Origin of the sequence: Paraburkholderia nemoris, assembly GCF_905221015.1 — a bacterium.
Taxonomy (GTDB): Bacteria; Pseudomonadota; Gammaproteobacteria; order Burkholderiales; family Burkholderiaceae; genus Paraburkholderia; species Paraburkholderia nemoris.
Window position 1 is genome coordinate 80421 of sequence record NZ_CAJNBO010000002.1, and the last position, 25473, is coordinate 105893.

Consider the following 25473-nt stretch of genomic DNA (forward strand, 5'->3'; position numbering starts at 1 on the left):
ATATGATTGCGCTGCTGCGCTACACGGCCTTTGGCGCGATTTCGTCGCCGACCGCCACGTCGGGCGGCGGCATGCCGGGCAGTGCGTCTACCGCTTTGCCCGAGTCGCGCCAGGCTTCCATACCGCCGCGTAACGGCAGCACGTCGGCGAAGCCGGCTTCGTTCATCTGTTTGGCCATCCATGCCGCGGATATTTCATTCGGGCACGAACAGTAAATCACTACCTTCTGATCGTGCGGGTATGTTGCGACGATCTCCTCGAGCTGCCGCTCGTCGGCGAATTGCGAGCCCGGAATCACGAACGGGTCGAGCGCGCGCTTTTCCTGCGAGCGGATGTCGAACAGTACCGGCGTTTTGCCGGACGCGACGAGCGCCGCCAGCTCCTCGACTTCCATCCGCTGAGTTGCGAGCTTGGAAATCAGCTGGCGCCGGCGAATCCACCGATAGGCCGCATACAACAGCAGCAACGCGACGGCCACCAGCGCGGCCGTGCGCCCCAGGCGTCCGGCCATGGCGAACAGCATGTCGATCTGCCGGGCGAACAGCGCGCCGATGATCAAACCGGTACCCGACCACAAGGCGGCGCCGATGCTGTCGTAAGTGAGAAACGTGCGGTAGCGCGTGCCCATTGCGCCGGCCATCGGAATCGACACGATCGACAGGCCCGGCACGAACTTCGCCACTGCCAGCACACGCACGCCCCAGCGGCCGAAAAAGCGTTCGGTCTTTTTTACACAGGTGTCGCGCGACAGCGAAAGACGGCAGATCGTTTTCAGCGTATTGCCGCCGTACATACGGCCGGCGAGATACCAGGCACTGTCGCCGATCAGCGTGGCGAAGATCGACAACACCAGGACCGGCATCAGTTGCGTGCCTACGGAGCCGGGATGCATGGCCGCCATCGCCCCGAACAGCACGAGCGACGGCATCGCCGGCACCGGCAGCCCGAGTGAGGCGGCCAGCACGTTGACGAAGACGAGCGCCGGTCCATATTGCTCGACGAGATCATGTAGCATCGGCTTACATCCGCAGCCCTTTCGGGCGCGGCGCAGGTAGGGAAAGCAACGGGGTATGTAAGGATTATGGACGCATTTTCAAGACGTGCAAATGTCCGGAAATTCGGCCGGTTATTAGCGTGTTAAGAGCGCGACCGTGGCTTGCCCGCGGGTTAAAGGCGCGGAATAGAAGCGCAAATGGAACAAAGCGAACGGATTGAAGCTTTCGCGGCAAGCGAATGATGAATAACGGCCTACGGATGCCCGTAGGCCGTTATTCGGTACGCAAACCAAAGGCGGCGGTGCAGAAACGGCGCACGGCATTCGCGCGTAAGCGCAATACCATGCGCCGCAGCTTTATTGACGATGATTGTGCTGTTCGCCCGGCAATTCCGCGCCGTGCGCGCGAATGGCCGCAATCAGTTCGGCAGGCGTGATTTCGTAGCGCACTTCGCGATGAATGCCCGGCTTGCGCTCATCGACCTCGACCAGAAGAATGCCTTTGCCGTCTTCTGTCGATTCGAGGCGCAGCGAGCGGAGTTCGCGCGCCGTTGCGTCGTCGTATTCGGTGAGCAGGGCCATTGACCCGGAGGACCCGGTAGTGCGCATCGAGGTTGTCCTTCTTCCGTTGTTGATCGAACCATTGTACGGGCAGGTTGGCGCGCCGTCTTTCGCACGGCGCTCGTACGTGGGGAACCCGCCCGCCACCTATCTGCTTGCCGGGACGCCGCTCTGCCGCATTGGCCAATGGCTGGCGAGGCCCGCCGGGCAATGCGAGCCTTGACGCCCGACTGTGACAACCAGTTTAACGCGACTCTCCACGTCGACGGCTGCATTTTTCGTGCCCCGTGACGGTGCAGCCCTTCTCTCCCCGGCTGTCACGGTGCTGACGCGCGCGTCGGTTATGGCGGGGCGATGAGAGAAACAGGTAGCGAAAAAAATAGCCCGTCCTTTGGGAGGACGGGCTGCTAAACGCCGTTGTTACTCGGGTCAGCCTGCCCTTGCAACTAATTGGGCGCTGACGTGTGCATCCTGATGCGTCAATTCCGGACTGTCGAGGTGGGAGTAACGCCGATCTATCAGATTAATGTCAAATCTTCCGCCGGCATTCGCCACTTCAACGACGGTCGACGACACGCGGCTCGCTGCCTGGTCGAACGCTCGCCTGCGTTCCGAGTCGCCGTGAAAATCGGTGCCGGATGCTTCGCGTGCCGTTATCAAAAGCGCTACACTGCGCCGGTAAAGGGCTGCAGACCTGTTCGAGCTCCTCCGAGCCGCAGCGGTCTGTGTGCGCGAATCACGCTAACTTTGCCAGCTGATGCAAAAGATCCTCGACCGTACGCAGGAATCACTGGCGCACGCATTCGCGTCGCTGGCCCATAGCGCGAAGCGCCAACAACGCTTGTACCTCGCCACGATTGCTTCGCTGATGCTGATCGTGGTGATCTTTGCGTTGCTGCTGGCCGTCCTTGCCGCGGACAAGCAACTCGAATACCGGCGAACGTTCGTGTCTCAGAGCGCTGCCGACCTCTCGCGGCTCCTGCATCGGCAGGAATCGTTCATGCGGCGTGCCGAATTCACGCTCGACTACTATCACGACACCGACAACGTGCTGCGCGTGCCGGCAAGCGTCGAGGACGCGGTGCGCGTGAGCGGCGTCGCACGCGGTACGGTGCCAAGGGTCAACGCGCAATTCGACCTGCTGGTCGGCGACGCCGCGCGCACGGCATGGGGGCTGCAATTCGGCGCGAACCTGTGGCGTATCTACGAAGCGGCACAGTCGACGCTGGTGACGCAGCAGGCGTTCGAGCTGCCGCAACGGGCGATCCTGCTCGGGCTGACTGAGGACTATGCCGCGATTCTGCCTTCGCTCGCTCAACCGCTTGCCAATGCGGGCGCCGATGGCGGCGCGACTGCTGCGCCGGCTTTGCAGCCGGCTATCGTGAGCACGTTGCGTGAGACCCTCGAGCAGGATCTGCAGGCGCAAACCGGCACGCGTATGCCCGGCAAGGGCGAGCGGATCTGGCTTGGCCCCTATCGCGATCCGTTGCAAGGCGTGCCGGTCATCTCCACAGTGAGCGCCTACTATGTCGGCGATACGCCGACCACACTGATCGCAATGAGCATTCCGCTTGACGGGCTATTGGCGCATGTCGCGCGGCCCGATCGCGAGGGGACGCAGTTGCTGATGACGGCGGATCGCCATGTGATCGTGTCGTCGCCGGCCGTCGACGCGCAGACTGCAGCCATGCTGCAAGACGCCGTCGCGCATATGCCGTCCGATGCGTACCGTTACACCCGTGATGGCGTGATTCTGAGCGAGCCGTTGATGCCCGGCTTTGGCTCGCTGGTCAGCTATCTGTCGTGGCGCGAGCTGATTGCCGCGCTCGGTTGGCAACTGGCCGCGCTGGCCGGCCTCGCGCTGCTGGTGCTGGCGGGGATTGCGCTGGCGGCGCGTTTCTGGGGGTTGCGCCTGATGCGCAGCACCTTCGCGGAAACGTCGCGCGCGCTGGAAAGCGAGACTATCAATCACGTTCTGGTTAGTGCAACGCCGGTTGGTTTGTGCATCGTCCGGCAGAGCGACTATTCGATTATCATCGCCAACGCATTGGCCGACGAGTTGTTGCATATCGAAGCCGGCCGCAGTCGCTTGCCGCCGCATATCGTCGACGAAATTCGTGCCCACGCGCCGGATGGTCCTTCGATCACTGCATTTGCGAGGATCGCGGCTTTTGTCGTGCCTGCGCAGCCGGTGCAGCCGGAAGCGCATCCGCAGTCACAGCCGCCATCACTGCCAGCGCCCGACGAAAGCGCCTCGCCGCAAGCGCAGTTTTTGCAGTTCACCTACGCGCCAGCACGTTACGCCGACGAGGACGTGCTGTTCTGCGCGATCCTCGATGTCACCGCGCAACATGCACTCGAACAGCAGTTGCGGCTCGCGCAGCAGACCGCCGAGATCACGATGCGGGCTCGCTCGAATTTCTTCGCGTCGATGAGCCATGAAATTCGTACGCCGCTGAACGCGCTGCTAGGCAACCTCGAATTGTTCGCCCGTACACCAGGGCTCGAAGCGCACGCGCAACGCCTCACGGCGTTGAATGTCGCGGCCGATGCGTTGCGCCACATCGTCAATGACATTCTCGATTTTTCGAAGATCGATGCCGGCGAGATGAAGCTCGTGAGCGAGTCGTTCCGTCCGCTCGACGATTTCGAGAATATCGCGCTCTCCTACGCACCCATGACGGCGGATCGCGCGATTCGCTTCTATGCGCATCTGTCGCCGACGCTCGATCAGGTGGTGCGTGGCGACCGCACGCGCATCGCGCAGATCGTCAACAACCTGCTGAGCAACGCGTTCAAATTCACCTCGTGCGGCAAGATCACGCTGAATGCCGAAGTGCAGGACGATCTGCAAGGACGTCCGATTCTGATCTGCCGGGTCTGCGATTCGGGGATCGGCATGGATCAGACGCTGGTCGCGCGTATCTTCAGTCCGTTTGTGCAGGGCGAGGCGAGCACGTCGAGCCGCTATGGCGGCACCGGCCTCGGTTTGTCGATCTGCGCGCGGCTGTGCGAGTTGATGGGCGGCGATATTTCGGTCGAGAGCGTGCTGGGTGTCGGCAGCGCGTTCAGCGTGTCGATCCCGCTCGCTCCGCCTCCGGATGAGTTGCGCGAGCCGGTTGTCGAGCCGGCTCGCCGCGGCAGTGTGCTGGTGGTGTCGCAGGAACGCGAGTCGGGGCAGATCATCGACAGCGGTTTGCATCTGGTGGGGTGGTCTGTTCATACCGTCGTATCGATGCGCAGCGCAGAAGCGTGGTTGCGCGTGAACCGGCCGGAGGCGATGGTGGTCACCGGCGAATACGATCTCGACGCGATTACAGCGTTGCGAGCGGTGCACCCGGTCGGGGTGGTGTGGATCACGCGCACCGGACCGCATCGTCCTGCTCCGTGTGGCGACGGCGTGCTCGAAGTGACGGAGTTCAGCCGCAAGGCGATTCTGGCCGCGGTCGATCTCGCGGCCGCGGGCGCCACCGGTGCCGCAGAGGGGCTGCCGCCAGCCTCTGCCGCATTGCCGCCTCCCGAAGCCAATCCGGCCTTGCAAGGCTTGACGGTGCTGGTCGCCGAAGACAATCCGCTGATCCAAACCTTGATCGTCGAGCAACTCGACGCACTGGGCTGCCTGCCGACGATTGCCGGCGACGGGCGGCAAGCGCTGGCGGCATTCGAACAAGGGCATTTCGAAGTGGTGCTGACCGATATCCATATGCCCGTCATGGATGGCTATGCGTTGCTGGCGGCATTGCGTAAAGCGCACACGGACTTACCGGTGCTGGCTTTTAGCGCAGTCACCGACAACCAGCAGCAGGAAGGCTGGCGCGAGCGAGGCTTTACCGGGTATGTCGCGAAACCGGCGTCGCTGGGCGAGTTGGAGGCGGCCCTGCTCGCGGTGACGTCCGCGGAGCCGGCATCGGCGACAGCAGCGACACGGGCCCCGGCTTTAACAACAGCCACGCAGACGGCTGCGGCGACCCCAGCGGCGACCCCAGCGGCACCCTTCGCAACCACCGACCCGGTGAACACGCTCAGCGCGGACGACAAGTCGCGTTACACGGCCATGCTCAAGGAGCATCTTCAAAACGACCTGCCGAAACTGCTGGCGATTGTCGAACAGGAAGACCGGGAAGCATTGGGCGGCTGGGCGCATAGCGCGGCCGGCGGGTTCCTGGTTGTGCAGGAGCAGCGATTCGCGCAGCAATGCCGCGAACTGCAACGGCTATGCGAGAACGGCGAACCTTGGACGACCGAGCTGGACGAACGCGCGATCTCGCTGCACGAGGCGATATGCGATCACTTCGGGCTGGACGAAGCGTCGACGCATTGATTGGCGTTTCTGCCGAAGGCGAAGCCATCGCCATCACCATCGGCGCTTCAGTCGTAACCGGTCAATCCGGGCGTTTTGCGATGAAGTCGATCTCGACCAGCGCGTCGCGTGCGAGCGCAGTGACGCCGATGCAGGTTCTCGCCGGCAGTTTGTCGGCGGGAAAGTAGGCTCGGTAGGTCTCGTTCATCACTGCATAGTCGCGCTTGAACTCGGTCAGGAAAATGCGCACGGCGACCACGTGTTGCAGCGTCAGACCGACGCCTTGCAGCACGAGTATGAGGTTGTCCATCACGCGTTGAGTCTGCGCGACGACGCCGTCCGGCAGCGGCGCGCTGTCGTCGGTGGGCGAGGTCGGCATCTGACCGGTCAGGAAGACCCAGCCGTCGGTTTCGGTGGCGTGAGAGAAAGGTCCGACGGGCGTCGGGGCGGACGGGATCATCCAGAAGGCGGGGCTTGAGCTCATGAGGGCAGTTGCTTGGCGGACGTCGAGTGGCAAAGGCCTAAACTAACTGACCAAAATTTGGGGCGTGAAGCGTCGTCGACTAGGGTGACGCGGCCGCACCGTCGGCGTGTGATGAAGGCACAAGGGCGGTTTGTTTCACGTTAACGATCGGCGTGACGAATTGCTGGAAATGCGGCAGCCAGATGGGTATGGAGGCGTCCACCGCGAACATGCCGTGGCCGTCCCGGCCGAACGGCGGTTCGACAATCAGTTCACCATGCCCACCGGCCGACTCGAACGCACTGAACCAGGTTTTGACGACCTCCGGTGCGAAGTACTGATCGTTTTCGACGTAATGCCATAGCACGGGGACTTGCGTGGTCGAGCCGAAATGCGCCATTGTCTTCGCCATCTGTTCCGGGGCGCAGGGCTGCCCCGGATGCCGGCTTGGGTCCCCACCGCGGCCACCGGAGAAGTTGACCACTGCGATGAGCCCTTTGGGGGCATAGCTCGCCGCAGCTAATGATGCGAAGCCGCCAGCGGATTGACCAACGAGTATCACTTTGTTGCGATCGATTTGCGGTAGCGTGTCCGCAAATTCGATGGTGGCGAGCAGGTCTTGAGCGGCCTCCCGGCCGGCGCTTTCGAAGTCTGGGTTCTTGCATGAACCGGTGTCCTCGGCGAACGAGCCGCCGGTCGCGCCGTAGCCGCGCCGAATCGGCACGATCACCGCAAAGCCAAGGTGGACAAACTCGCGAATCTGCTCGAGCTTACGGTAACGGCCGACCTTGAAGCGGTCGCGAGCATTCGGCGGATTGCCGTGGCTCAGGACGATCAGTGGAAACGGGCCGGTACCGTCGGGCATATAGGTTGTCGCGACGATGTCCCGCGTATGTTCGCCGAAGACGCCGTGCTCGGTCATCGGAACCTGAACGACGGTCTCGTGCATATCGGCAGCAATGGGATCCAGTTCGGACGGCCAGGCGGGCGTGGCGGAGCCGGCGAATGCGATGGCAGTGAACAGACTTTGCGCGAGTGCGCGGACGGCGGCGGCTTTCGTTTTGTTGGACATTCGGATGCCCCGATTATGGGTCGCTATTTCTTGCGATTTATTTCACGCGTCCAAATCAAAACATTGAAATACTGCGAGGTCAAGCGTAGCGGATGTTCCGGACGCGCTGCCGTTTCAGCGCGTCCGGTTTGGAATCAGTTTCCCTTGTAAGGCGAAATTAAACCAACCCAGTCATGTAATACACCGCGATCACAAAGAAAACCGCCAGCGTCTTGATCACCGTCACCGCGAAGATATCGCGGTACGACTGACGGTGTGTCAAACCCGTCACCGCCAGCAGCGTGATCACCGCGCCGTTATGCGGCAGCGTGTCCATACCGCCGCTCGCCATCGCGACGACCCGGTGCAGCACTTCCATCGGAATATGCGCCGCTTCCGCGCCCTTGATGAACGTGTCGGACATGGCGGCGAGCGCGATGCTCATGCCACCCGATGCCGAACCCGTGATACCCGCCAGCGAGCTCACCGAAACTGCGGCATTGACGAGCGGGTTCGGAATGCTTTTCAGCGCATCGCTGACCACCAGGAAGCCCGGCAAAGCCGCGATCACGCCACCGAAACCATACTCCGACGCCGTATTCAACGAAGCCAGCAGTGCGCCTGCCACTGCAGCCTTGGTGCCGACCGCGAAGCGTTCGCGCACGCGGCCGAATGCCGTCACCACGACCATCACGATACCCAGCAGCAGTGCGCCTTCCACGGCCCAGATCGCGACGACGCTCTTGATCGTCGTCGTGACCGGCGCATGGATGCCCGGCAGGATGTCCGGTGCGATGGTGTACGTCGCGCCGTACCAGTTCGGAATCCAGCGAGTCAGCAGGAAGTTCGCCACGCCGACCAGCACCAGCGGTGCAACCGCCAGCAGCGGATGCGGCAGTTGCTTCGATTCGACGCGTTCCGGTTCGTTGACGAGTTCCGTGCCGTAGCCTTCGCCGGTTGCCATTGCCGCGCGGCGGCGCCATTCCAGATAGGTGAGGCCAACCACGATGATGAACAGCGAGCCGATCACGCCAAGCGTGGGCGCGGCCCAGGACGTCGTCTTGAAGAAGGTGGTCGGGATGATGTTCTGGATCTGCGGCGTGCCCGGCAGCGAATCCATGGTGAACGAGAATGCGCCGAGCGCGATCGCACCAGGCATCAGGCGTTTCGGAATATTGCTCTGGCGGTACAGCTCGGCGGCGAACGGATACACCGCGAACACCACCACGAAGAGCGAGACGCCGCCGTAGGTGAGCAGCGCGCACACCGCGACGATCACTGCATTCGCACGCGAGCGGCCGATATAGCGGATGGCCGCGGCCACGATCGACTCAGAAAAGCCGGACAGTTCGATGACTTTGCCGAACACCGCGCCCAGCAGAAACACGGGGAAGTAAAGCTTCACGAAGCCGACCATCTTCTCCATGAAGATGCCGGAGAACACCGGCGCGACGGCGCCCGGATCGGTCAGCAGCACCGCGCCGAGGGCGGCGATCGGCGCGAACAGAATGACGCTGTAGCCGCGATACGCGGCAAACATCAGAAACGCCAGTGCGGCGAGGACGATAACAAAGGACATTGAGTCTCCAAAGCTTGGTTGTTCTACGTGTACGCCGTCCCGATGAGTGCGACGGCCCGGCGCCCGCAAATGCAGATTCCATGCCACGCACGCCGCAACGGCCTGTCCGTTGATTTCACAGGCCGAAGTTCGAAACGCGATGCGGCCGATTGTACCCAAACGTCTCCAAATCGGGACGCAGATCGGCTGAAGATAGGCCGAACCGAGGTTAAACCCTTATGGAGCAGGCTTGCTGGCGATCTCGCCGATGAGATAAGCTTGTCCACGAAATGAGATATGCATAAATAGAACGATAGCCGGAGACAGCGACACCATGATGAACGACTGGGCGGGCCTTCCTGCTACTTACGGCGACGTACTTCGCCGGGCGATGGATTCGCTCTTCCGCACATTCGAAAACTTCAGCGAAGGCACTTTCATCGTCGACGCCGAGGCGCGCGTCGTCTGGATCAACAAGCGCTACGCGGCGCGCTTTGGGTTTTCGGACCCGGAGCAGGCGATTGGCCGGGATTGCGAGGAGGTGATTCCCAACAGCCTGATGCGCGAGGTCGTGAAAACCGGCAAACCGATTCTGCTCGACATCCTCGAAACGGGTCGCGAGCCGCTTGTCGTGACGCGGCTGCCGTTGAAAGACGATGCGGGTGAAACGGTCGGGGCGGTGGGTTTCGCGTTGTTCGACGAGCTGAAGGCGCTCACGCCGCTTTTTTCCCATTACTCGCGCGTGCAGGAAGAGTTGATCGCGACGCGTCAGTCGCTCGCGCAGGCAAGACGGGCGAAGTACACGTTCGGCAGTTTTGTCGGCACGAGCGCGGCCAGTCTCGAAGTGAAGCGCCAGGCGCGCCGCGCCGCGCAACTCGAGTCGCCGGTGCTGTTGCTCGGCGAAACCGGCACGGGCAAGGAACTGTTGGCGCATGCCATTCACGGCGGATCGGCGCGGGCAAATTGGCCGCTCGTGACCGTCAACGTGGCGGCAATTCCGGACACCTTGCTCGAAGTCGAATTCTTCGGCGCCGCGCCCGGCGCCTATACCGGCGCCGACCGGAAAGGACGGGTCGGCAAGTTCGAACTTGCGAACGGCGGCACGCTGTTTCTCGACGAAATCGGCGATATGCCGCTGCCTTTGCAGGGCAAGCTGTTGCGCGTGCTGCAGGACAAGGAGTTCGAGCCGCTTGGCTCGAACCGGATCGTGCGCGCGGACGTGCGGATCATCGCCGCTACTTCGGCCGATTTGCCGGCGCTGGTCGCGGCGGGACGTTTCCGCGCGGACCTGTTCTATCGGCTGAACGTGTTGACGATTCAGGCGCCGGCGCTGCGCGAGCGTTCGTCCGATATCGAAGCGCTTGCCTACGCCATGCTCGAGGACCTGTCGGCACAAGCGCGCGGCGCCAGTCACTTCGAATTGCAGGACGATGCCTTGCGGCTGCTGTGTTCGTATGAGTGGCCCGGCAATGTGCGCGAACTGCGCAACACGCTGGAGCGGGCGGTGGTGCTCTCGGACAGCGAGCGCATCGATGCACGTGCGCTGGCCCCTTTCATCGGTTCGGCGCAAAGCGGACATCGCCTGCTTGTATCCACGGACTCTGAAGCGCACGCTTCAGACCTCGCCTCGGAGGCGCCCGAAGCGACGTCGTGGAGCGATGCCATGGCCGGGTTCGAAAAGCGTTTCCTGGGCGACGCCTTACGCGCCAACGGCGGTCGCGTGATCGAGACGGCCATGCAGATCGGCATGGGCCGCGCGACGCTCTACAAGAAGATCGCGGCATACGGCATCGAGGTGTGACGAAGTCCCGCGAGATCGCGTGACGCAGTGCAATTGCCGCGTGGCACAATCGCGTGATCGAAAAACAAGACGTGATCGGGGTTTCAAATGAAACGCAGTCTTTCCTCTTTCGCGCGGAGTGCCTGTGCCGCGCTGGCGCTTCCCGCAATCGCCATGCTGAGCAGTTGCAGCAGTAGCGCGCCGCTGTTTCTGTCGGATGGCCGACCAACTACGCTGGTCCAGTGTTCGGTCGGATCCGACTCCTGCTCGCAGCAGGCAAACGCCGCGTGCGGCGGCGCCTTCGACGTCGTGCGCCAGTCCAGCGACAACGGCACCCTCAGTCTGATTTACGCCTGCCGGGCGAAATGACGCCACGCCGGCCAATGGCTGGTGTGATGCGTGTGATTGACACTTTCCTTCCTTGATCCCGCCGCTCGGCCATGACGGCGGGCTGTCTCCCTCTCTTCGCAGTTTCCGCTTAACCGGGCCAAACCGGCCATACGGCGAGCGGTGTCATGCAAAAAGCATATGGTCGTCATAAATATCTGGCTCTAATGTGCGTTCGCCGAAATGGTTATGATGCGCGATGAATATTGATCGAACTGCTTCGAGATTATTACTTTAATTGTTTGCTCTGACGAAAAAGGCTCGGTTTTCGCTGTCAGGCCAAGTCGGTGCGCCACCTAACGGAACGCGAAGTTTCGCCGCAGTATCCTCATCTGGCCGGCTCACAATCAAAACAATGTGCAGGTTTTGCCGGTTCTGCGGCGGCCCGAATTATCACCTTCAGAACGATTTTCCGCTTCAACGAAACTTCTGAAGTAATCGGGGCACGCTTTATGCTTTTAAACTGGCTCAATGAGTAATTCCGGGGAAAGCAATGAATCACCTCCAACTCGAAAAAGATATCGAACACCTTGAAAATGTAATCACGCATATTTCCGCTGCAGACCGCATCCCGCTGTCATATTGGCGCAACCGTATTAACTCGGTGTCTGGAGCGGCACTGGTGCCGTCGCAGGCCAGTCGCGTCAAACGGCTCAATGCGGCCCTCGCCGCATTGGAGGATCGGCAGAAAGCGTAACTGTCCGTGGGTGGAGGGTGACGTGTACCGTCTGATCGGGTAACGTTTCCGGCAGAAATTAGGGAACGTAACACCTAAGAATTCAGGAGGCGCATGCAACCAGCAGGACTTTCAGCCACCCGGCTGACGGCGCTCACGAACGCCATGCAGGGCTATGTGGAACGCGGCGAAGTGGCGGGGGTCGTTTCGCTGGTCTGGCGGCGCGGAGAAATCGGCTACTTCGAGCCGCTCGGCCTGCGCGACGAAGCGGCGCAATTGCCCATGGAGCGCGACACACTGTTTCGCATCGCGTCGATGACCAAACCGGTGACGAGCGCGGCGATCCTGATACTGATCGAAGAGGATCGGCTCGCGCTCGACACACCAATCTCGTCGTGGCTGCCGGAGCTGGCGGTGCCGTCCGTGCTGCGCGACCCCACCGGCCCGCTCGACGAAACCGACCCGGTCAGAGCGCCGCTTACCGTGCTCGATCTGCTCACCCATCGCGCCGGCTTTGCTTATCACTTCACCGCCACCGGACCGTTGGCCGACGCTTACGCGGCCGCCTTCAACGGCATTGAAGCCCGCGGGGATGCCAGCGCGTGGCTGGGGCGCATAGCCAGCTTGCCGTTGATGTTTCAGCCCGGCGCGCGCTGGCACTACGGCATCGCGACCGACGTCCTCGGCGTGCTGATCGAGCGCGTGAGCGGCATGCGGCTCGGTGACTTCTTCCGGACGCGGATTTTCGAACCGCTCGGCATGCGCGATACGGCGTTCTGGGTGCCCGACGCGCAGCTCGCGCGTTTGGCAACGGCGTATGGCGTCGAGGCGGGCACGCGGCGGCGCGTGGTCGAAGATCATCCGTCGGCGAGCCGCTGGGCGAATCCCGACCGCTTCCAGAGCGGCGGCGGCGGCCTTGTCTCGACCGCGCAGGACTATCTGCAGTTCGCGCAACTGTTGCTAGGGCGTGGACGCGTCGGCTCGACACGTCTGCTGTCGCATCGCTCGGTCGATTTGATGCGCTCGAATTTTCTGACCCGCGACCAGCGGCGCGTGCCGGCGTTCGGTCATCTGCTGTGGGCAGGCCAGGGCTTCGGCCTCGGCTTGTCCGTCGTCGACGATCCGGCGCAGCGGTTGCCGCTCGGCTATCGCTCAATGGGTTCGTTCGGCTGGCCGGGTGCGTATGGCACGAGCTGGTTCGCCGATCCGGTGGAGGACCTGATCGGGCTGATGCTGATTCAGCGGCGTGCTGTCGAACCTTTCCCAATGTCGGTTGATTTCGAGCGCCGCGTGTACGATGCAATTGACGATTGAGTGCGTGGCCTGCAGCAGTTGAGTGGGCGGTCTTGAACGGCGGACAGTTCACGGGCGCACTCTGAGCGGACCGCCCTGCGCGAGCCGCTCTATCCGGCACTTTATTCGTCTGATAGTGTCCGCAAGTGTGCGCACCGCAGTTAGTCAAATCGATCGGAGTACCCGCCATGGCCTCATATAAACAGTTAACTGCTCAGCTCGAGAAGCTTCATAAGGAAGTCGCGGTGGCGCGCGAAAAGGAAATCGCACAGGCGATTGCCGAGATCAAGCAGAAGGTCGCCGAGTACGATCTGACCGCGGAAGAGCTGGGTTTTACGAGCAAGCGTGCTGCAGTACGCAAAGCGCCTTCGGTAGCCAAGTACCGCAACCCGAAAACCGGCGAGACGTGGAGCGGCCGTGGCCGCTCGCCTGGCTGGCTCGCCGGCAAGAATCGCGAGCGCTTTCTGATCGAAGGCTAAAGTACGTTTTGGCCATGGCGCTTGCGCTCGCAATGCGCCGAATTACTCTGAAGTGAAGTTGCGTCGGGTTTTTCTCGCACCGCTGAGAGGGTCCCGAAAACGCTCACCTTTCGCGTGAGCTTGCAACGCGCGCCGTGGGTTTAGCGAGGCGCCTTGCGCCAGGGTTCGTTGTTTCGGTGAGCCTGGTTTTGTCGGATGACGCACCTTGCGGTGTGGTCATCCCGGCTGTCCCTCGTGGTGTCGCAGCCTCCCTCGAAACCCGCGCCAGCCTTTGCTGGCGGGCGTTCCCTGGCTATGCGAAGAATCGCGTAGTCCGTCGTTCAATTCTCACACGGTCTTTTCCGCGTGCTTCGCCTCGCTGCTGAACCTCGCGCCGCGGGTGCGTGTGCGGCCTTCTGTGCGTTCACCTTTCGCCTAGATTCGAGGCTCGCCATCGCGAGTCCCGAAAAGTCTCACCTTTGCGCTCGTCCGTGTGCGCGAGTCAACGCGCCATTCAATGTGCCGCCTGATGCGCCCGGGGCAAACCCGGAGATGAGTTCGCCTCATACCCCGCATCAAAACTCATCGATACATGGTCGCGAAGACCGCGCAGCACAATCGGTCATCCACTCACCCTCGACGGAAAGACCATGAGCGTATCGACGGACAAACAACTCTTTATCGGCGAAGGATTCGAAGGTCCTGGCGTCAATCTCGCGCATATCAACGTATTGGTCGGCCCGCGCAACGGCCCCGCAGGGCAGGCCTTCGCTACGGCATTGGCGACGCCTTCAGCGGGGCACGCACCGTTTGTCGTGATCGCGCGGCCGGGTGTGCCGACCAAGCCGCTGACGCTCTATGTGAACAAGGCGCAGATCGGCAGCGACTTCCATGGCAACGCGACGTGGGGTGCTTCGCAAGCCGGCATCGCGAGAGCGGTGGCCGAATCGCTGGAGAACGGCACGTTGCCGCCCGAAGCGGAGAACGATTGGGTGGTGGTGTCGGCGAACTGGGTCAATCCGGCCACCAACGATCTCGACGCCGTCTTCGAGAACAACTACCGCGCGTGCAAGAACGCGATTCTCGCGGCGATGAAGGGCCTGCCGCATCGCGATGAAGTGTTTGCCGCCGCGCGCGACGTATCGAATCCGTTCTACACCCCCAAACAACGTTAATCACACGCAACGCGGTTCGCGTGCCGTGAGGGGCGTGCTGCTGCGTGCGCTACTGAATGTGATCAGGAAGGAGACAAGCACTATGGAATACATTCGGCTCGGCCACTCGGGCCTGAAGGTGTCGCGTCTGTGCCTCGGCACGATGAACATGGGCACGCCGCAATGGAAGCCGTGGATCTTCGACGAAGCGCAGAGCGAGCCAATCGTGCGTCACGCGCTGGAAGCCGGCGTCAATTTCATCGACCTCGCCGATTTCTATTCGACTGGTGTGGGCGAAGAAGTGGTGGGCCGCATTCTGAAGCGCATTGCGCGGCGTGAAGAGATTGTCGTGACGACCAAGGTCGGCTATGACATGGGCACGTATCAGAACGCCGGCGGCCATTCGCGCAAGCACATCATGGACGGTATCGACGCGTCGCTCACGCGCCTCGGTATGGATTACGTCGATATCTACATGCTGCATTTTTTCGACGTGAACACGCCGGTCGAGGAAACGATGGGTGCGTTGAACGATATCGTGTGTGCGGGCAAGGCTCGTTATATCGGCGTATCGACAATGTACACGTGGCAGTTCGCGAAGATCATGCAAGTGTGCGAGCGCAACGGCTGGCACAAACCTATCAACATGCAACTGCAGCTCAACCTGGCCTACCGCGAGGAAGAACGCGAAATGATTCCGTATTGCCAGGATCAGGGTGTCGGGGTGTCGGTGTTCAGTCCGCTGGCGCGTGGTCTGTTGACCTGCGATCCGAACTCAACGCGTAACCAGACCGATTTCTTCACTGCGCAAATGTACGGCGACACGGCATCTCGTGAGATTGCTGCTTCGGTGGCGCGCGTGGCGGCGCGGCGCGGCGTGTCCGCTGCGCAGATCGCGCAGGCCTGGGTGCTGAATCATGGTGGTGTGGCGAGCATGCTGGTAGGGGCGGACACACCTGCGCAATTCGATAGCGCGTTGGCCGCTTTAGGCACGAAGCTCTCCGCCGACGAACTATTCGAACTCGAACGCAATTACACCCCGTGCGATCTGATCAACGACTACACCGCAGGCAAACGCATCGCTCGTGAAGCGCGGCTTGCGCAAGGTACGTTCGTCGAGAACCTGGAGAAGGCAGCATGAACGAGTTTCTCCGAACCGGACACTACATCGGTGGTGAATGGTACGAAAGCGCAAGCACATATCCCGTTCTGAATCCTGCGACGGGCGAGGTAATCGCTCAAGTCGCCAGGGGCGGCGCGGCGGAAACGACGCAGGCCGTTGCCGAGGCTGAACGCGCTTTTCCAGTGTGGCGCGCGTTGACCGCAAAAGAACGTGGCGCGCGTGTCAGACGCTGGGGCGAGTTGATGCTCGAGAACCGCGACGCGCTCGCCGAATTGCTGACGCGCGAGCAAGGCAAACCGCTTGCCGAAGCGCGCGGCGAAGTCGGCTATGCGGCGAGCTTCTTCGAATGGTTCGCCGAGGAAGCCAAGCGCAGTTATGGCGACGTGATCCCGAGCCCGAATCCGAACGCGAAGATCATCGTGACGCGCGAACCGGTCGGCGTGGTCGCGGCCATCACGCCATGGAACTTCCCGCTCGCGATGATTACGCGCAAGGCCGGGCCGGCGCTCGCGGCGGGCTGCACGATGGTGCTGAAGCCTTCCGAAGAAACGCCGTTATCCGCTTTGGCGCTGGCGGTACTGGCGGAGAAGGCCGGCATTCCACCAGGCGTGTTCAACATCGTCTCCGGCGACGCAGTCGCGATCGGCGGCGTGCTGACTGAATCCGGGGTGGTGCGCAAGCTCTCGTTCACCGGCTCGACGCGCGTCGGCAAACTGCTCGCGAAGCAGTCGGCGGATACGCTGAAGAAGCTGTCTTTGGAGCTTGGTGGCAACGCGCCGTTCATCGTGTTCGACGATGCGGATATCGACGCGGCGGTGCAAGGCGCGATGGCCTCGAAATTCCGCAATACCGGACAGACTTGCGTGTGCGTGAATCGCTTCTACGTTCAAGACGGCATCTACGATGCATTCACGCAGGCGCTGACACAAGCCGTGCGGAAGATGCGAATCGGCAACGCGCTTCAAGGCGAGGTTGAGCAAGGTCCGCTGATCAACCAGACGGCGCTGAAGAAGGTGGAGGCGCATGTTGCCGACGCGTTGCAGAAAGGAGCGAAGGTTTTAACGGGCGGCAAACCACACGCGCTCGGCGGCACATTCTATGAGCCGACCGTGCTGATCGATGCATCGAAGTCTATGCTGATCGCCGCGGAAGAAACCTTCGGTCCGGTGGCAGCGTGCTTTCGCTTCGACACTGAAGACGAAGCTATCGCGGCGGCCAACGACACCCCGTTCGGTCTCTCTGCCTATTTCTATACGCGTGACCTTGCGCGTGCATGGCGCGTCGCGGAGGCGCTGGAGAGCGGCATGGTCGGCATCAACGAAGGAATTCTGTCGACCGAAGTCGCGCCGTTCGGCGGTGTCAAGCAATCGGGCCTCGGCCGCGAAGGCTCGAAGTACGGCCTCGATGAATACACGGAACTGAAGTACATGATGATGGGCGGGCTCGGCCGCTGATCTACTTTCAAACGTTCTTCCCACGCGTTCGCCTGACGCATCGCACGCCGACGCACGCGGCGAATAGCGAGGCGAACGAGGATAAACCGCGAAGCGAATAACGAGCCCAACTGCGTGGCTTGGCGCGACACCGGCATCACGCCGGCACCGCGCCATCCGCGCACGTACAAACAAGGAGACAGCGTGAGCACTCAGGATAGCCAGGCGGCCACTCTCGGCCTCGCCCCCACTTTGCCGTCCGCCGCCGCAGCGGCCGTGCGCGGCCCCGTTCCTCTGGACGACGTTCCGTTGAACGCGTTCCACGTCAAAATCGCCGGGTTGACGTTCGGCGCGCACTTTACTGAAGGGTTTGCACTCGGCACGATCGGCTATGCGCTGGCGTCGCTGAATCGTCAGATGCCGCTCGACGCGTTCTGGATGGGCATGATCGGCAGTTCCGCGCTGATGGGCATCTTTGTCGGCAGCCTCGTGTTTGGCTGGCTGTCGGATCGTCTGGGGCGGCAGAAGATCTTTTTGATGAGTTTTCTGATCATCACCGTAGCAGCGTTCGCGCAGTTCTATGTGAGTTCGCCGTTCGAGTTGTGTTTGCTGCGGGTGTTGATCGGCTTTGGCATGGGCGGTGACTTTGCGGTCGGGCACGCGATTCTCGCGGAGTTTTCGCCACGTAAACATCGCGGCACTTTGCTTGGATCGTTCAGCGTGGTGTGGACGATCGGCTATGTGGTCGCCAACGTGCTCGGCATGCAGTATGCCGACGCGTCGCCGGATGCGTGGCGGTGGCTGCTTGCGTCGGCCGGTATTCCCGCGCTGATCGTACTGATTTTGCGTATGGGCACGCCCGAATCGCCGCGTTGGCTGCACGGCAAGGGACGTGTTGCCGAAGCCAAGGCGATCGTGCTCAAGCACTTCGGCCCCAACGTAACGCTCGACGGCGGCGACGATGAACACGCACATACACACGGCGGCTTCATGCGCCTGTTCCAGAAGGACCTGATCCGCAGAACGATCTTCAATTGCGCGTTCTTTGTATGCCTCGTGATTCCGTACTTCGCGATTTACACGTTTCTGCCCACCATTCTTAAAGCGATCCATTTGAACGACGGGTCGGGCGCGGATTTTCTGTTGAACGGCTTCCTCGTGCTTGGTGCGCTGATTGGTATCTGGCTCACCATTAAGTTATCGCGCCGTGCGTTTCTGATCGGCTCGTTCGCGGTGACGTGCATGTCGCTGATTGCGTTGAGCGTGCTGCCGGAGTCTGCAACGCTCGCGATGATCGTCGCATTCGCGATCTTCACGCTGACGATGTCCGCTTTCTCAAACCTTGTTGGCGTGTTTCCTCCAGAGTGTTTTCCGACCGAAGTGCGTGCATGCGGTGTCGGGTTGGCGATTGCGTGCAGCCGACTTGGTTCGGCCGTCGGGACGTTTTTGTTGCCGCTTGGCATCCTCCACCTGGGTTTTCAATCGACGATGATGGTGCTGGCTGTTGTTCTGCTGATCGGCATGGTGGTGTCGATTGCATGGGCACCTGAGACGAAGCATCTGACGTTGAACGAAGCCAGCGGCGCGTAGTCCGCGGTTAGTGCTGTTTAGAAACCCCGCCGCATCGGCAACGATGCGGCGGGGTTTTTATTTGCTGCGCGAGAGTCGAGTAGAGGGTCTCCAGGCAATTTTCGGAAAAATCTTAATTGCCGGTCTGAGAAAAAGGCACCGCTACCCAATGATTTCTTACGGGCCGTAAGAATGGTCCCGTCAATTTGAGAATCGTCCTAGGTACTTCGATAGTGCCGAATCTTAATATTGTTTTGCGCCTGAACGACAGGCCAATGGTTCGAAACACATACCGCCATTTTTCTGGCTTAGAACATTGGAGCGCCCAGGGGCAAATGGCGGGTCGTACTGAATACGAATTCGCCATAGTTACTTATCACGAACCTTTTCAATTCATTGGAGCAACAATTATGAAGTCTTTCCTCCCCGCATTGGCAGCCGTCAGCGTGCTGGGCTTTGCGTCGCTCAATGCCTCGGCCGCAGACGGCAGCTTCGTCATCAATGGCACTGTGACCGCATCGACCTGCTCGATCAACGGTACGGCCAATGGCACCGCGTACAGCAAGAACATCACGTTGCCTACGGTGGCCGCGACGGCACTGTCGTCCGCTGGTGCGACTGCTGGTCCCTCGCAGGCGAGCGACATCCAGATCAACCTGACGGGTTGCTCGGCGCAGACGACCAAGGCCGTCGCCACCTGGGAAAACGGTGCAGCGGTTGACCAGGCGACCGGCAACCTGGTGAATCAGGCTTCGACGGGCGCGGCAGGTAACGTGGAAGTTCAACTGCTGAACGCTGCGATGCAGCCGATCGACATCCGCAGCAACACCAACAACACGCTGGCCAACAACGGCGTGACGGTAACCGGTGGTAACACCACGGCGCCGCTGCAGTACTACGCCCAGTACATCGCAAACGGCGGTGCTGCATCGGCTGGCGCGGTGAAGGCGACGGCTGCGTTCACGATGTCGTACCAGTAAGCGACAGTCGAGGGCGTCCGCTCTGGCAGGCGCTCTTCTCGTGGCTGATCTGTCGTGCATGCATGGCACTTTGGCCGCGACATTTATTTCATTCGAGAATCAACATGAAAGCTTTTCTTCCAACCGTGACGATCGCCGGCCTGCTGGGCCTGGCGTCGATCGCGGCTCATGCCTCGGACGGCTCGGTTTCGGTCAACGGCACGGTGGCAACCAATACATGCTCGATCAACGGTACGGCCGCCGGCACGACCTTCACCAAGACCGTCACGTTGCCGACGGTTCCGGCGACCGCTTTCCCGAAGAGGGGTGCAACCGCAGGTATATCGGCCCTGACGGACCTGCAGCTTGTCCTAACCAACTGCGCGGGCCCGGCAACCAAGGTGGTCGCTTCCTTCATTGACGACGAGTCGCTCGATAATGGTGTGCTGGTTAATCAGGCCACTACCGGGGCTGCTCAAGGCGTGCAAGTCGTGTTGTTAAACCGAAACATGATTGGACTTAATGCCTCCAACAATATCAATAACGATGTTGCCAACAATGGCGCGACGATCACCAACGGCAACGCGACTTTGCAGTACTACGCGCAGTACGTCGCCACTAGCGCTGTCCAACCCGGTGCGGTGCTCGCTAAGGTGACTTATCAACTGGTTTATCAATAACCGGTCAGTTCAAGGCGTTCGCTCCAGCGAACGCCTTTCTTCCGGTATGAATTTAAACACGTTTATTTGAGGTGATCGCCATGAAACGATTCGGAAAACTAACCATTGGTCTTGGATTTGCATGTGCACTGCTGGCGGCCAATGTCAATGCCAGCGTAACGATAGTCGGTACGCGGGTGGTATATCCGGCGGATCAGCGCGAAGTCACGGTCAAGCTGGATAACGACAGTCATGAGCCTTCGCTAGTACAGACCTGGATTGACGATGGCCATCAGGATGCGAAGCCGGGTGAGATCAAGGTACCGTTTGTGATTACGCCGCCGATCTTCCGGATGGACCCGCAGAAGTCGCAGACGCTACGCGTGATCTACACCGCTGACGCGTCGCTGCCGACCGACCGCGAATCGGTGTACTGGCTCAACGTGCTAGACATCCCGCCGAAGGCGAAGGAAGGCGGCGACACAACGATTCTGCAGTTTGCATACCGCACGCGCGTCAAGCTGTTTATGCGGCCGGCCAACCTGCCGGGCAAGCCCGAAGAAGCGCCCACACAGTTGAGCTGGAAGACCGTACCCGCGGCGAACGGCAAGGGCCTGGCGTTGAGCGTGTCGAACCCGACACCGTACTACGTGTCGTTCAGCGCGATCGAGGTTGAAAGCGGCGGCAAGACTTATCAGAACGAAGCCGGTGGCATGGTGGCGCCCAAGGCAACCGAGGTGCTGCCCGTGACGCAGATGAATGCGGTGCAGGCCGGCGCGAAGGTTCACTACACGGCGATCAGCGATTACGGCGCTGCCTTGAAGGGTGACGCACCGCTAGGCCAATAGGCAGATACGCTTCCCGAAGGCCAGCGCCAACGATCAATATCGTGTCACTTCGCTGGGCTTGTGAGCTTCATGCAATCACCCTGGCGGATGGACGAATCTAGGCAATTCTCGGAAGAGTCCTAATTGCCGGTCTGAAGAATTAACACCGCTGTCCGATTAATTCTTATTGACTGTAGTGGTAGTCCTGCACATTTAAGAATCGTCCCAGGTACTTCGATAGCGCGCAATCTTAATATTGTTTTGTACCTGAACGATAAGCCAACGGTTCGAAACACATATCGCCATTCTTCTGGCCAACTGGTTTATCAATAGCCGGTATCACGAAGTTCCCCAATTACCAGCACCCGACGTGCGCTGCACAGGCAGCACGCGCGGGACAACTCATGCCTGTCGCACCACTTGGACCAGCCGGATCATGAAGCGCGAATCACGTCACCCATCACTTGCTAGCACTGGCGGTTCATCAGGGTCGTTCAATCTGAAGCCCGTTGCCGCTGCCTTGTTGCCGATTCTCGCCTCATTGGGTTTGGTCCAGCCGGTGAATGTTTATGCCGCGTCCGCCATTCCGGACGTTGTCGCCAGTGCAGATACGGGTGTGGAATTCGAGTCGAGCTTTCTGCGCACCGAGCCGCATCAAACCGTCGATATGTCGCGTTTCTCGCATGGCAACGAAGTGTCGCCGGGCACGTATCCGGTTGATCTCTTGGTCAATGGCATTCGCGTGGCTCGCCAAGACGTTCTCTTCGTCGCAACGCGTGAGGGCGGCAGCGCGCGGCCGTGTTTCAGCCGTGTGTTGCTGGAAACACTGGGTGTCGATTTTGCCAAAGTGAGTATGGATACCGGCACGAAGTTGTCCGGGCATGAGCATGATGACGCGGCGAATGCTAATGCCGACGCTTGCCTCGACCTGGCTACGACAGTGCCGGACGCGACGGTCGATTTCGACTTCTCCGAGCAGAAGCTCTCGCTGACCATTCCGCAGAAATACATGCGCAATTCCGCGCGCGGCTACGTGCCACCCGATATGTGGCAAAACGGCGTGAACGCGGGTTTCGTGAGCTATAACGCGAACACCTATCACACCGCTGGTTCGGGCAATCAGTCGACGCAGAGCTACCTCGGGTTGAACGCCGGCGTGAACATCGGCGCATGGCATTTCCGCAATCAATCGTCGATCACGCAGGCGACCGGTCAACGCACGCAATTTGACAACATCGCCACGTATGTGCAGCACGACCTGACGGCGCTGAAGTCGCAGGTGACGTTGGGCGACGCCTACACGACAGGCGACGTGTTTGACAGCGTGCAGTTCCGCGGCGCGCAGATCGCCACCGACGACCGCATGCTGCCGGAGTCGCTACGCGGCTACGCACCGGTGGTGCGAGGCACGGCGGAGTCGAACGCACGCGTGACGGTTCGTCAGAACGGTCAGGTGATCTACGAAACGAGCGTCTCGCCTGGACCGTTCGAAATCACCGACCTGTATGCGACGGGCTACGGTGGCAACCTCGACGTGACCGTCACGGAAGCCGATGGCCGCACGAAGAGCTTTACCGTGCCGTACGCTTCGGTGGCGCAGTCGCTGCGCCCTGGCACCACGCGGTTCTCGGTGACTGCCGGGCAATTGCGCAACAGCTCGCTCGAGACGCAACCGAATTTTGCCCAGTTCACGTTGCAACGCGGTCTAACGAACCTGGTGACGGCCTACGGTGGCGCGATTGCGTCGAACGGCTATGTGGCCGCCAACATGGGTGCGGCGCTCAACACCAAGTTCGGCGCGTTTTCGGCGGACGTGACAGGGGCACAGACACAGGTGCCGAACGAGAGCACGATGCGTGGAACCAGCTTGTGTATTGGCTACAGCAAGTTCATCGATTCGACCAGTACGAGCTTCGCGGTCTCCGCGTACCGTTATTCGACGGCGGGCTATCTGAGTCTGGCCGATGCTGCGTCGGTGCGTGACCAGGCAATGCACGGTGGCGATACCAACTCGGTCTATCGCACGCGCAACCGTCTGCAACTCACGGTCAACCAGAATTTCAAGAACTACGGCTCCGTGTTCCTGAGTGCCTCATCGCAGCAGTACTGGAATCACGACGGCAGCGATACGTTTTACCAAGCGGGCTATGCGAACAGTTTCAAGTACGGGACTTACAGCATTACGGCAGGCCGTACACGCAACTCGGACGGCTCGATGTCGAACCAGTTCATGCTCAGTACGACGATTCCGCTTGGCCACAACGCGCACGCCCCGATGCTATCGACGAACCTGTCGAGTTCGGGTGGCAGCAGCAACCTGCAAGCGAACGTGAGTGGCGCGCTGGGCGACAACAACCAGTACTCGTATAACGCATACGGGTCGTATGGCAGCGGCAACGGCAGCAGTTCCGGGAATGCGGGGGTGAGCGGTAACTATCGTGCGCCGTACGCGCAGATGTCGGCGTCCGCCAGCGGCGGCTCGGGTTCGAGCCAGGTGTCTGCCGGTATCAGCGGGACGGTTGTCGTGCATCCGGGCGGCGTGACGTTCTCGCAGGCCGTTGGCGATACGTTCGGGATCGTCGAAGCGCCGGGCGCAGCAGGCGCGAATGTGATCAGCTCGCCCGGCGTCAAGGTCGATCACCGCGGCTATGCCGTGGTGCCGTATCTGACGCCGTACAGCATGAACACCGTCGACATCGACCCGAAGGGCTCATCGACCGACGTCGAATTCCAGTCGACCTCCGAGCAGGCTGTCCCGCGTCTGGGTTCGGTGGTGATGCTGAAGTACAAGACGACGAGCGGTCGGGCTGCGTTGATTCATGCGCCGCAACTGGGCGACAAGGCGTTGCCGTTCGGTCTGGATGTGGTTGACGGCTCGGGTCGTACGGTGGGTGTCGTGGCGCAGGACAGCCGGATTTTTGCGCGCGGTCTTGACGACAAGGGCTCACTGTTCGTGAAGTGGGGCTCGGCGGCGGCGGAACAGTGCCGGATTGATTATGTGTTACCGAAGCGGACGGGTCAGGCAGGGGCGGCGTATCAATCGTTTGAGGGGCATTGCGTGGGTGGCCTTGAAGCCGTGCAGGCGAATGGCATTTCCATGGACAACGGGATTGGTGAATCCAAAAGGTGAATGCGATGTTTAAGTCGAAATTTGTAAAGCGTTGGTTCTTGCACGCTATTGTTCTCGTTACGCTTGCGCTCGGCTGGACTGCCAGTGCGCGTGCAGATTGCCCGACGGCGAATTTGCCAATGACGTTCACTTACGGCACCCTGGCCGTGTCCAATTCGTTAGCAGTTGGAGAAACGATTCCCGGTACGGTCAAGACATTTTCGCTCTCGGGAAAGTGCTCCAGTTCTAGTACCTTCAACACGCCTGTTGTCGCTTGCGCAAACGGTTCTTCATTGGTCGCAGGCATGAATGGTGTGTTCACAACGTCGCTGGCCGGCGTAGGCATACGGATGCGCAACAGCAGCGGATCGCCATTGAATGCCTCGGGTAAATGTTCCACGGATGCATCGCTCGGCAATACGGGTGCCGATGGAAGTTTCAATGTTTCGGGTACCGTCGAACTGGTCAAGACAGGTGCGACCACAACCGGAACGATCACCGGCGCGTCGTGGGCCACCGGCGTTCTGAATACAGGTATCACGCTTAACGGCAGCAGTAATGCGATATCCATCGCAAGCGGTACGGCGATCAGGCCTGTTAGCTGCTCCGTCACAGCGGCGACCGCGAATCAGATAATTTCCCTGGATCCAGTAAAGGCTACGGCGCTCCCCAGCGCCGGTGCAACTTGGGGAGCGAAGCCGTTCTCGATTGACCTTAATTGCGAGTCGGGCGTCAAAGTTGCGGTGACCTTTACCTCGGCATCGGGCAGTTCCGGAATTCCGTCGGTGATCGCATCGAGCGGTACGGCGACAGGTGTTGGTGTGCAACTGCTCGACGCATCGCAAACGCCGATCACCCTTGACACTGCTCTTCAGTTGACCTCCGGTACGACGGGCAACGCGTCGTTCCAGTTCTACGGCCAGTACTACCGGCTGGGTGCGGCGCAAGTACAGCCTGGTACGGTCAGCGCCACCACGATATTTACCATGAGCTATCAATAATCGCTCAACGCTGATGTGTCGGCTCTGTCGCCTTGTCTGCTGCGCCGTAGTTTCACTCGTCTTGCACGAGAGACTGCGGTGTCGCTTTTTCGTGTGTGGATCAGCCTCGCACAAGAAT

The 25473-nt window shown here is 60.9% G+C and carries 20 protein-coding genes; 15 read left to right on the forward strand and 5 right to left on the reverse strand.

Annotated elements, in window-relative coordinates:
* Positions 1–19: 19 nt before the first annotated feature.
* Entirely contained in the window at positions 20–1015 is a 996-nt protein-coding gene (locus KHO33_RS03085; RefSeq protein WP_093634383.1) for a DedA family protein/thiosulfate sulfurtransferase GlpE, read from the reverse strand.
* Between the two features lie 336 nt (positions 1016–1351).
* On the reverse strand, positions 1352–1603 hold the full coding sequence (locus tag KHO33_RS03090; protein ID WP_035560791.1) for a hypothetical protein: 252 nt from the start codon (positions 1601–1603) through the stop codon (positions 1352–1354).
* Positions 1604–2312: 709 nt separating this feature from the next.
* On the opposite strand from KHO33_RS03090, the gene KHO33_RS03095 reads away from it, so the two are divergent.
* Complete coding sequence (locus tag KHO33_RS03095) at positions 2313–5876, forward strand: ATP-binding protein (protein ID WP_200561244.1); 3564 nt, start codon at positions 2313–2315, stop codon at positions 5874–5876.
* Positions 5877–5937: 61 nt separating this feature from the next.
* On the opposite strand, the gene KHO33_RS03100 is transcribed toward KHO33_RS03095, so the two are convergent.
* From KHO33_RS03100 to KHO33_RS03110, 3 genes are all read right to left on the reverse strand, one after another.
* The gene (locus tag KHO33_RS03100; protein ID WP_054034745.1) at positions 5938–6339 is read right to left on the reverse strand and encodes a RidA family protein; all 402 of its coding nucleotides are present in this window, start codon (positions 6337–6339) and stop codon (positions 5938–5940) included.
* 79 nt (positions 6340–6418) lie between these two features.
* Positions 6419–7390 carry an alpha/beta hydrolase family protein gene (locus tag KHO33_RS03105; protein ID WP_200561246.1) on the reverse strand — a complete coding sequence of 324 codons (972 nt, stop codon included), beginning with the start codon at positions 7388–7390 and terminating at the stop codon, positions 6419–6421.
* 157 nt (positions 7391–7547) lie between these two features.
* On the reverse strand, positions 7548–8948 hold the full coding sequence (locus tag KHO33_RS03110; protein ID WP_054034747.1) for a GntP family permease: 1401 nt from the start codon (positions 8946–8948) through the stop codon (positions 7548–7550).
* A gap of 313 nt (positions 8949–9261) precedes the next feature.
* Between KHO33_RS03110 and KHO33_RS03115 the strand changes: the two genes are divergently transcribed.
* From KHO33_RS03115 to KHO33_RS03180, 14 genes are all read left to right on the forward strand, one after another.
* Complete coding sequence (locus KHO33_RS03115; protein WP_200561248.1) at positions 9262–10728, forward strand: sigma-54 interaction domain-containing protein; 1467 nt, start codon at positions 9262–9264, stop codon at positions 10726–10728.
* A gap of 87 nt (positions 10729–10815) precedes the next feature.
* A complete protein-coding gene (locus tag KHO33_RS42000; RefSeq protein ID WP_128576130.1) occupies positions 10816–11076 on the forward strand; it encodes a hypothetical protein in 261 nt (86 codons plus the stop codon).
* A gap of 511 nt (positions 11077–11587) precedes the next feature.
* Positions 11588–11791: a hypothetical protein gene (locus KHO33_RS03125; protein ID WP_054034749.1), complete on the forward strand. Its 204-nt coding sequence runs from the start codon at positions 11588–11590 to the stop codon at positions 11789–11791.
* A 93-nt stretch (positions 11792–11884) separates the two neighbouring features.
* Positions 11885–13084 (forward strand): serine hydrolase domain-containing protein, encoded by a 1200-nt coding sequence (locus KHO33_RS03130; protein WP_200561250.1) that lies wholly within the window; start codon positions 11885–11887, stop codon positions 13082–13084.
* Positions 13085–13251: 167 nt separating this feature from the next.
* Entirely contained in the window at positions 13252–13542 is a 291-nt protein-coding gene (locus tag KHO33_RS03135) for an H-NS histone family protein (protein ID WP_054034751.1), read from the forward strand.
* Positions 13543–14171: 629 nt separating this feature from the next.
* Positions 14172–14696, forward strand: coding sequence for a formaldehyde-activating enzyme (fae, locus tag KHO33_RS03140; RefSeq protein WP_200561252.1), 525 nt, complete (start codon positions 14172–14174; stop codon positions 14694–14696).
* A gap of 82 nt (positions 14697–14778) precedes the next feature.
* A complete protein-coding gene (locus KHO33_RS03145; RefSeq protein WP_200561254.1) occupies positions 14779–15816 on the forward strand; it encodes an aldo/keto reductase in 1038 nt (345 codons plus the stop codon).
* On the forward strand, positions 15813–17252 hold the full coding sequence (locus KHO33_RS03150; protein ID WP_200561256.1) for an NAD-dependent succinate-semialdehyde dehydrogenase: 1440 nt from the start codon (positions 15813–15815) through the stop codon (positions 17250–17252). The genes KHO33_RS03145 and KHO33_RS03150 overlap by 4 nt, the downstream gene beginning before the upstream one ends.
* A 183-nt stretch (positions 17253–17435) precedes the next feature.
* A complete protein-coding gene (locus KHO33_RS03155) occupies positions 17436–18821 on the forward strand; it encodes an MFS transporter (protein WP_200561258.1) in 1386 nt (461 codons plus the stop codon).
* Positions 18822–19210: 389 nt separating this feature from the next.
* Entirely contained in the window at positions 19211–19780 is a 570-nt protein-coding gene (locus tag KHO33_RS03160; protein ID WP_200561260.1) for a fimbrial protein, read from the forward strand.
* Between the two features lie 104 nt (positions 19781–19884).
* A complete protein-coding gene (locus tag KHO33_RS03165) occupies positions 19885–20439 on the forward strand; it encodes a fimbrial protein (RefSeq protein ID WP_200561262.1) in 555 nt (184 codons plus the stop codon).
* 80 nt (positions 20440–20519) lie between these two features.
* Complete coding sequence (locus KHO33_RS03170) at positions 20520–21266, forward strand: fimbria/pilus periplasmic chaperone (RefSeq protein ID WP_200561264.1); 747 nt, start codon at positions 20520–20522, stop codon at positions 21264–21266.
* Between the two features lie 415 nt (positions 21267–21681).
* A complete protein-coding gene (locus tag KHO33_RS03175) occupies positions 21682–24375 on the forward strand; it encodes a fimbria/pilus outer membrane usher protein (protein WP_200561266.1) in 2694 nt (897 codons plus the stop codon).
* A 5-nt stretch (positions 24376–24380) separates the two neighbouring features.
* The gene (locus KHO33_RS03180) at positions 24381–25355 is read left to right on the forward strand and encodes a fimbrial protein (protein ID WP_200561268.1); all 975 of its coding nucleotides are present in this window, start codon (positions 24381–24383) and stop codon (positions 25353–25355) included.
* Positions 25356–25473: the final 118 nt, after the last annotated feature.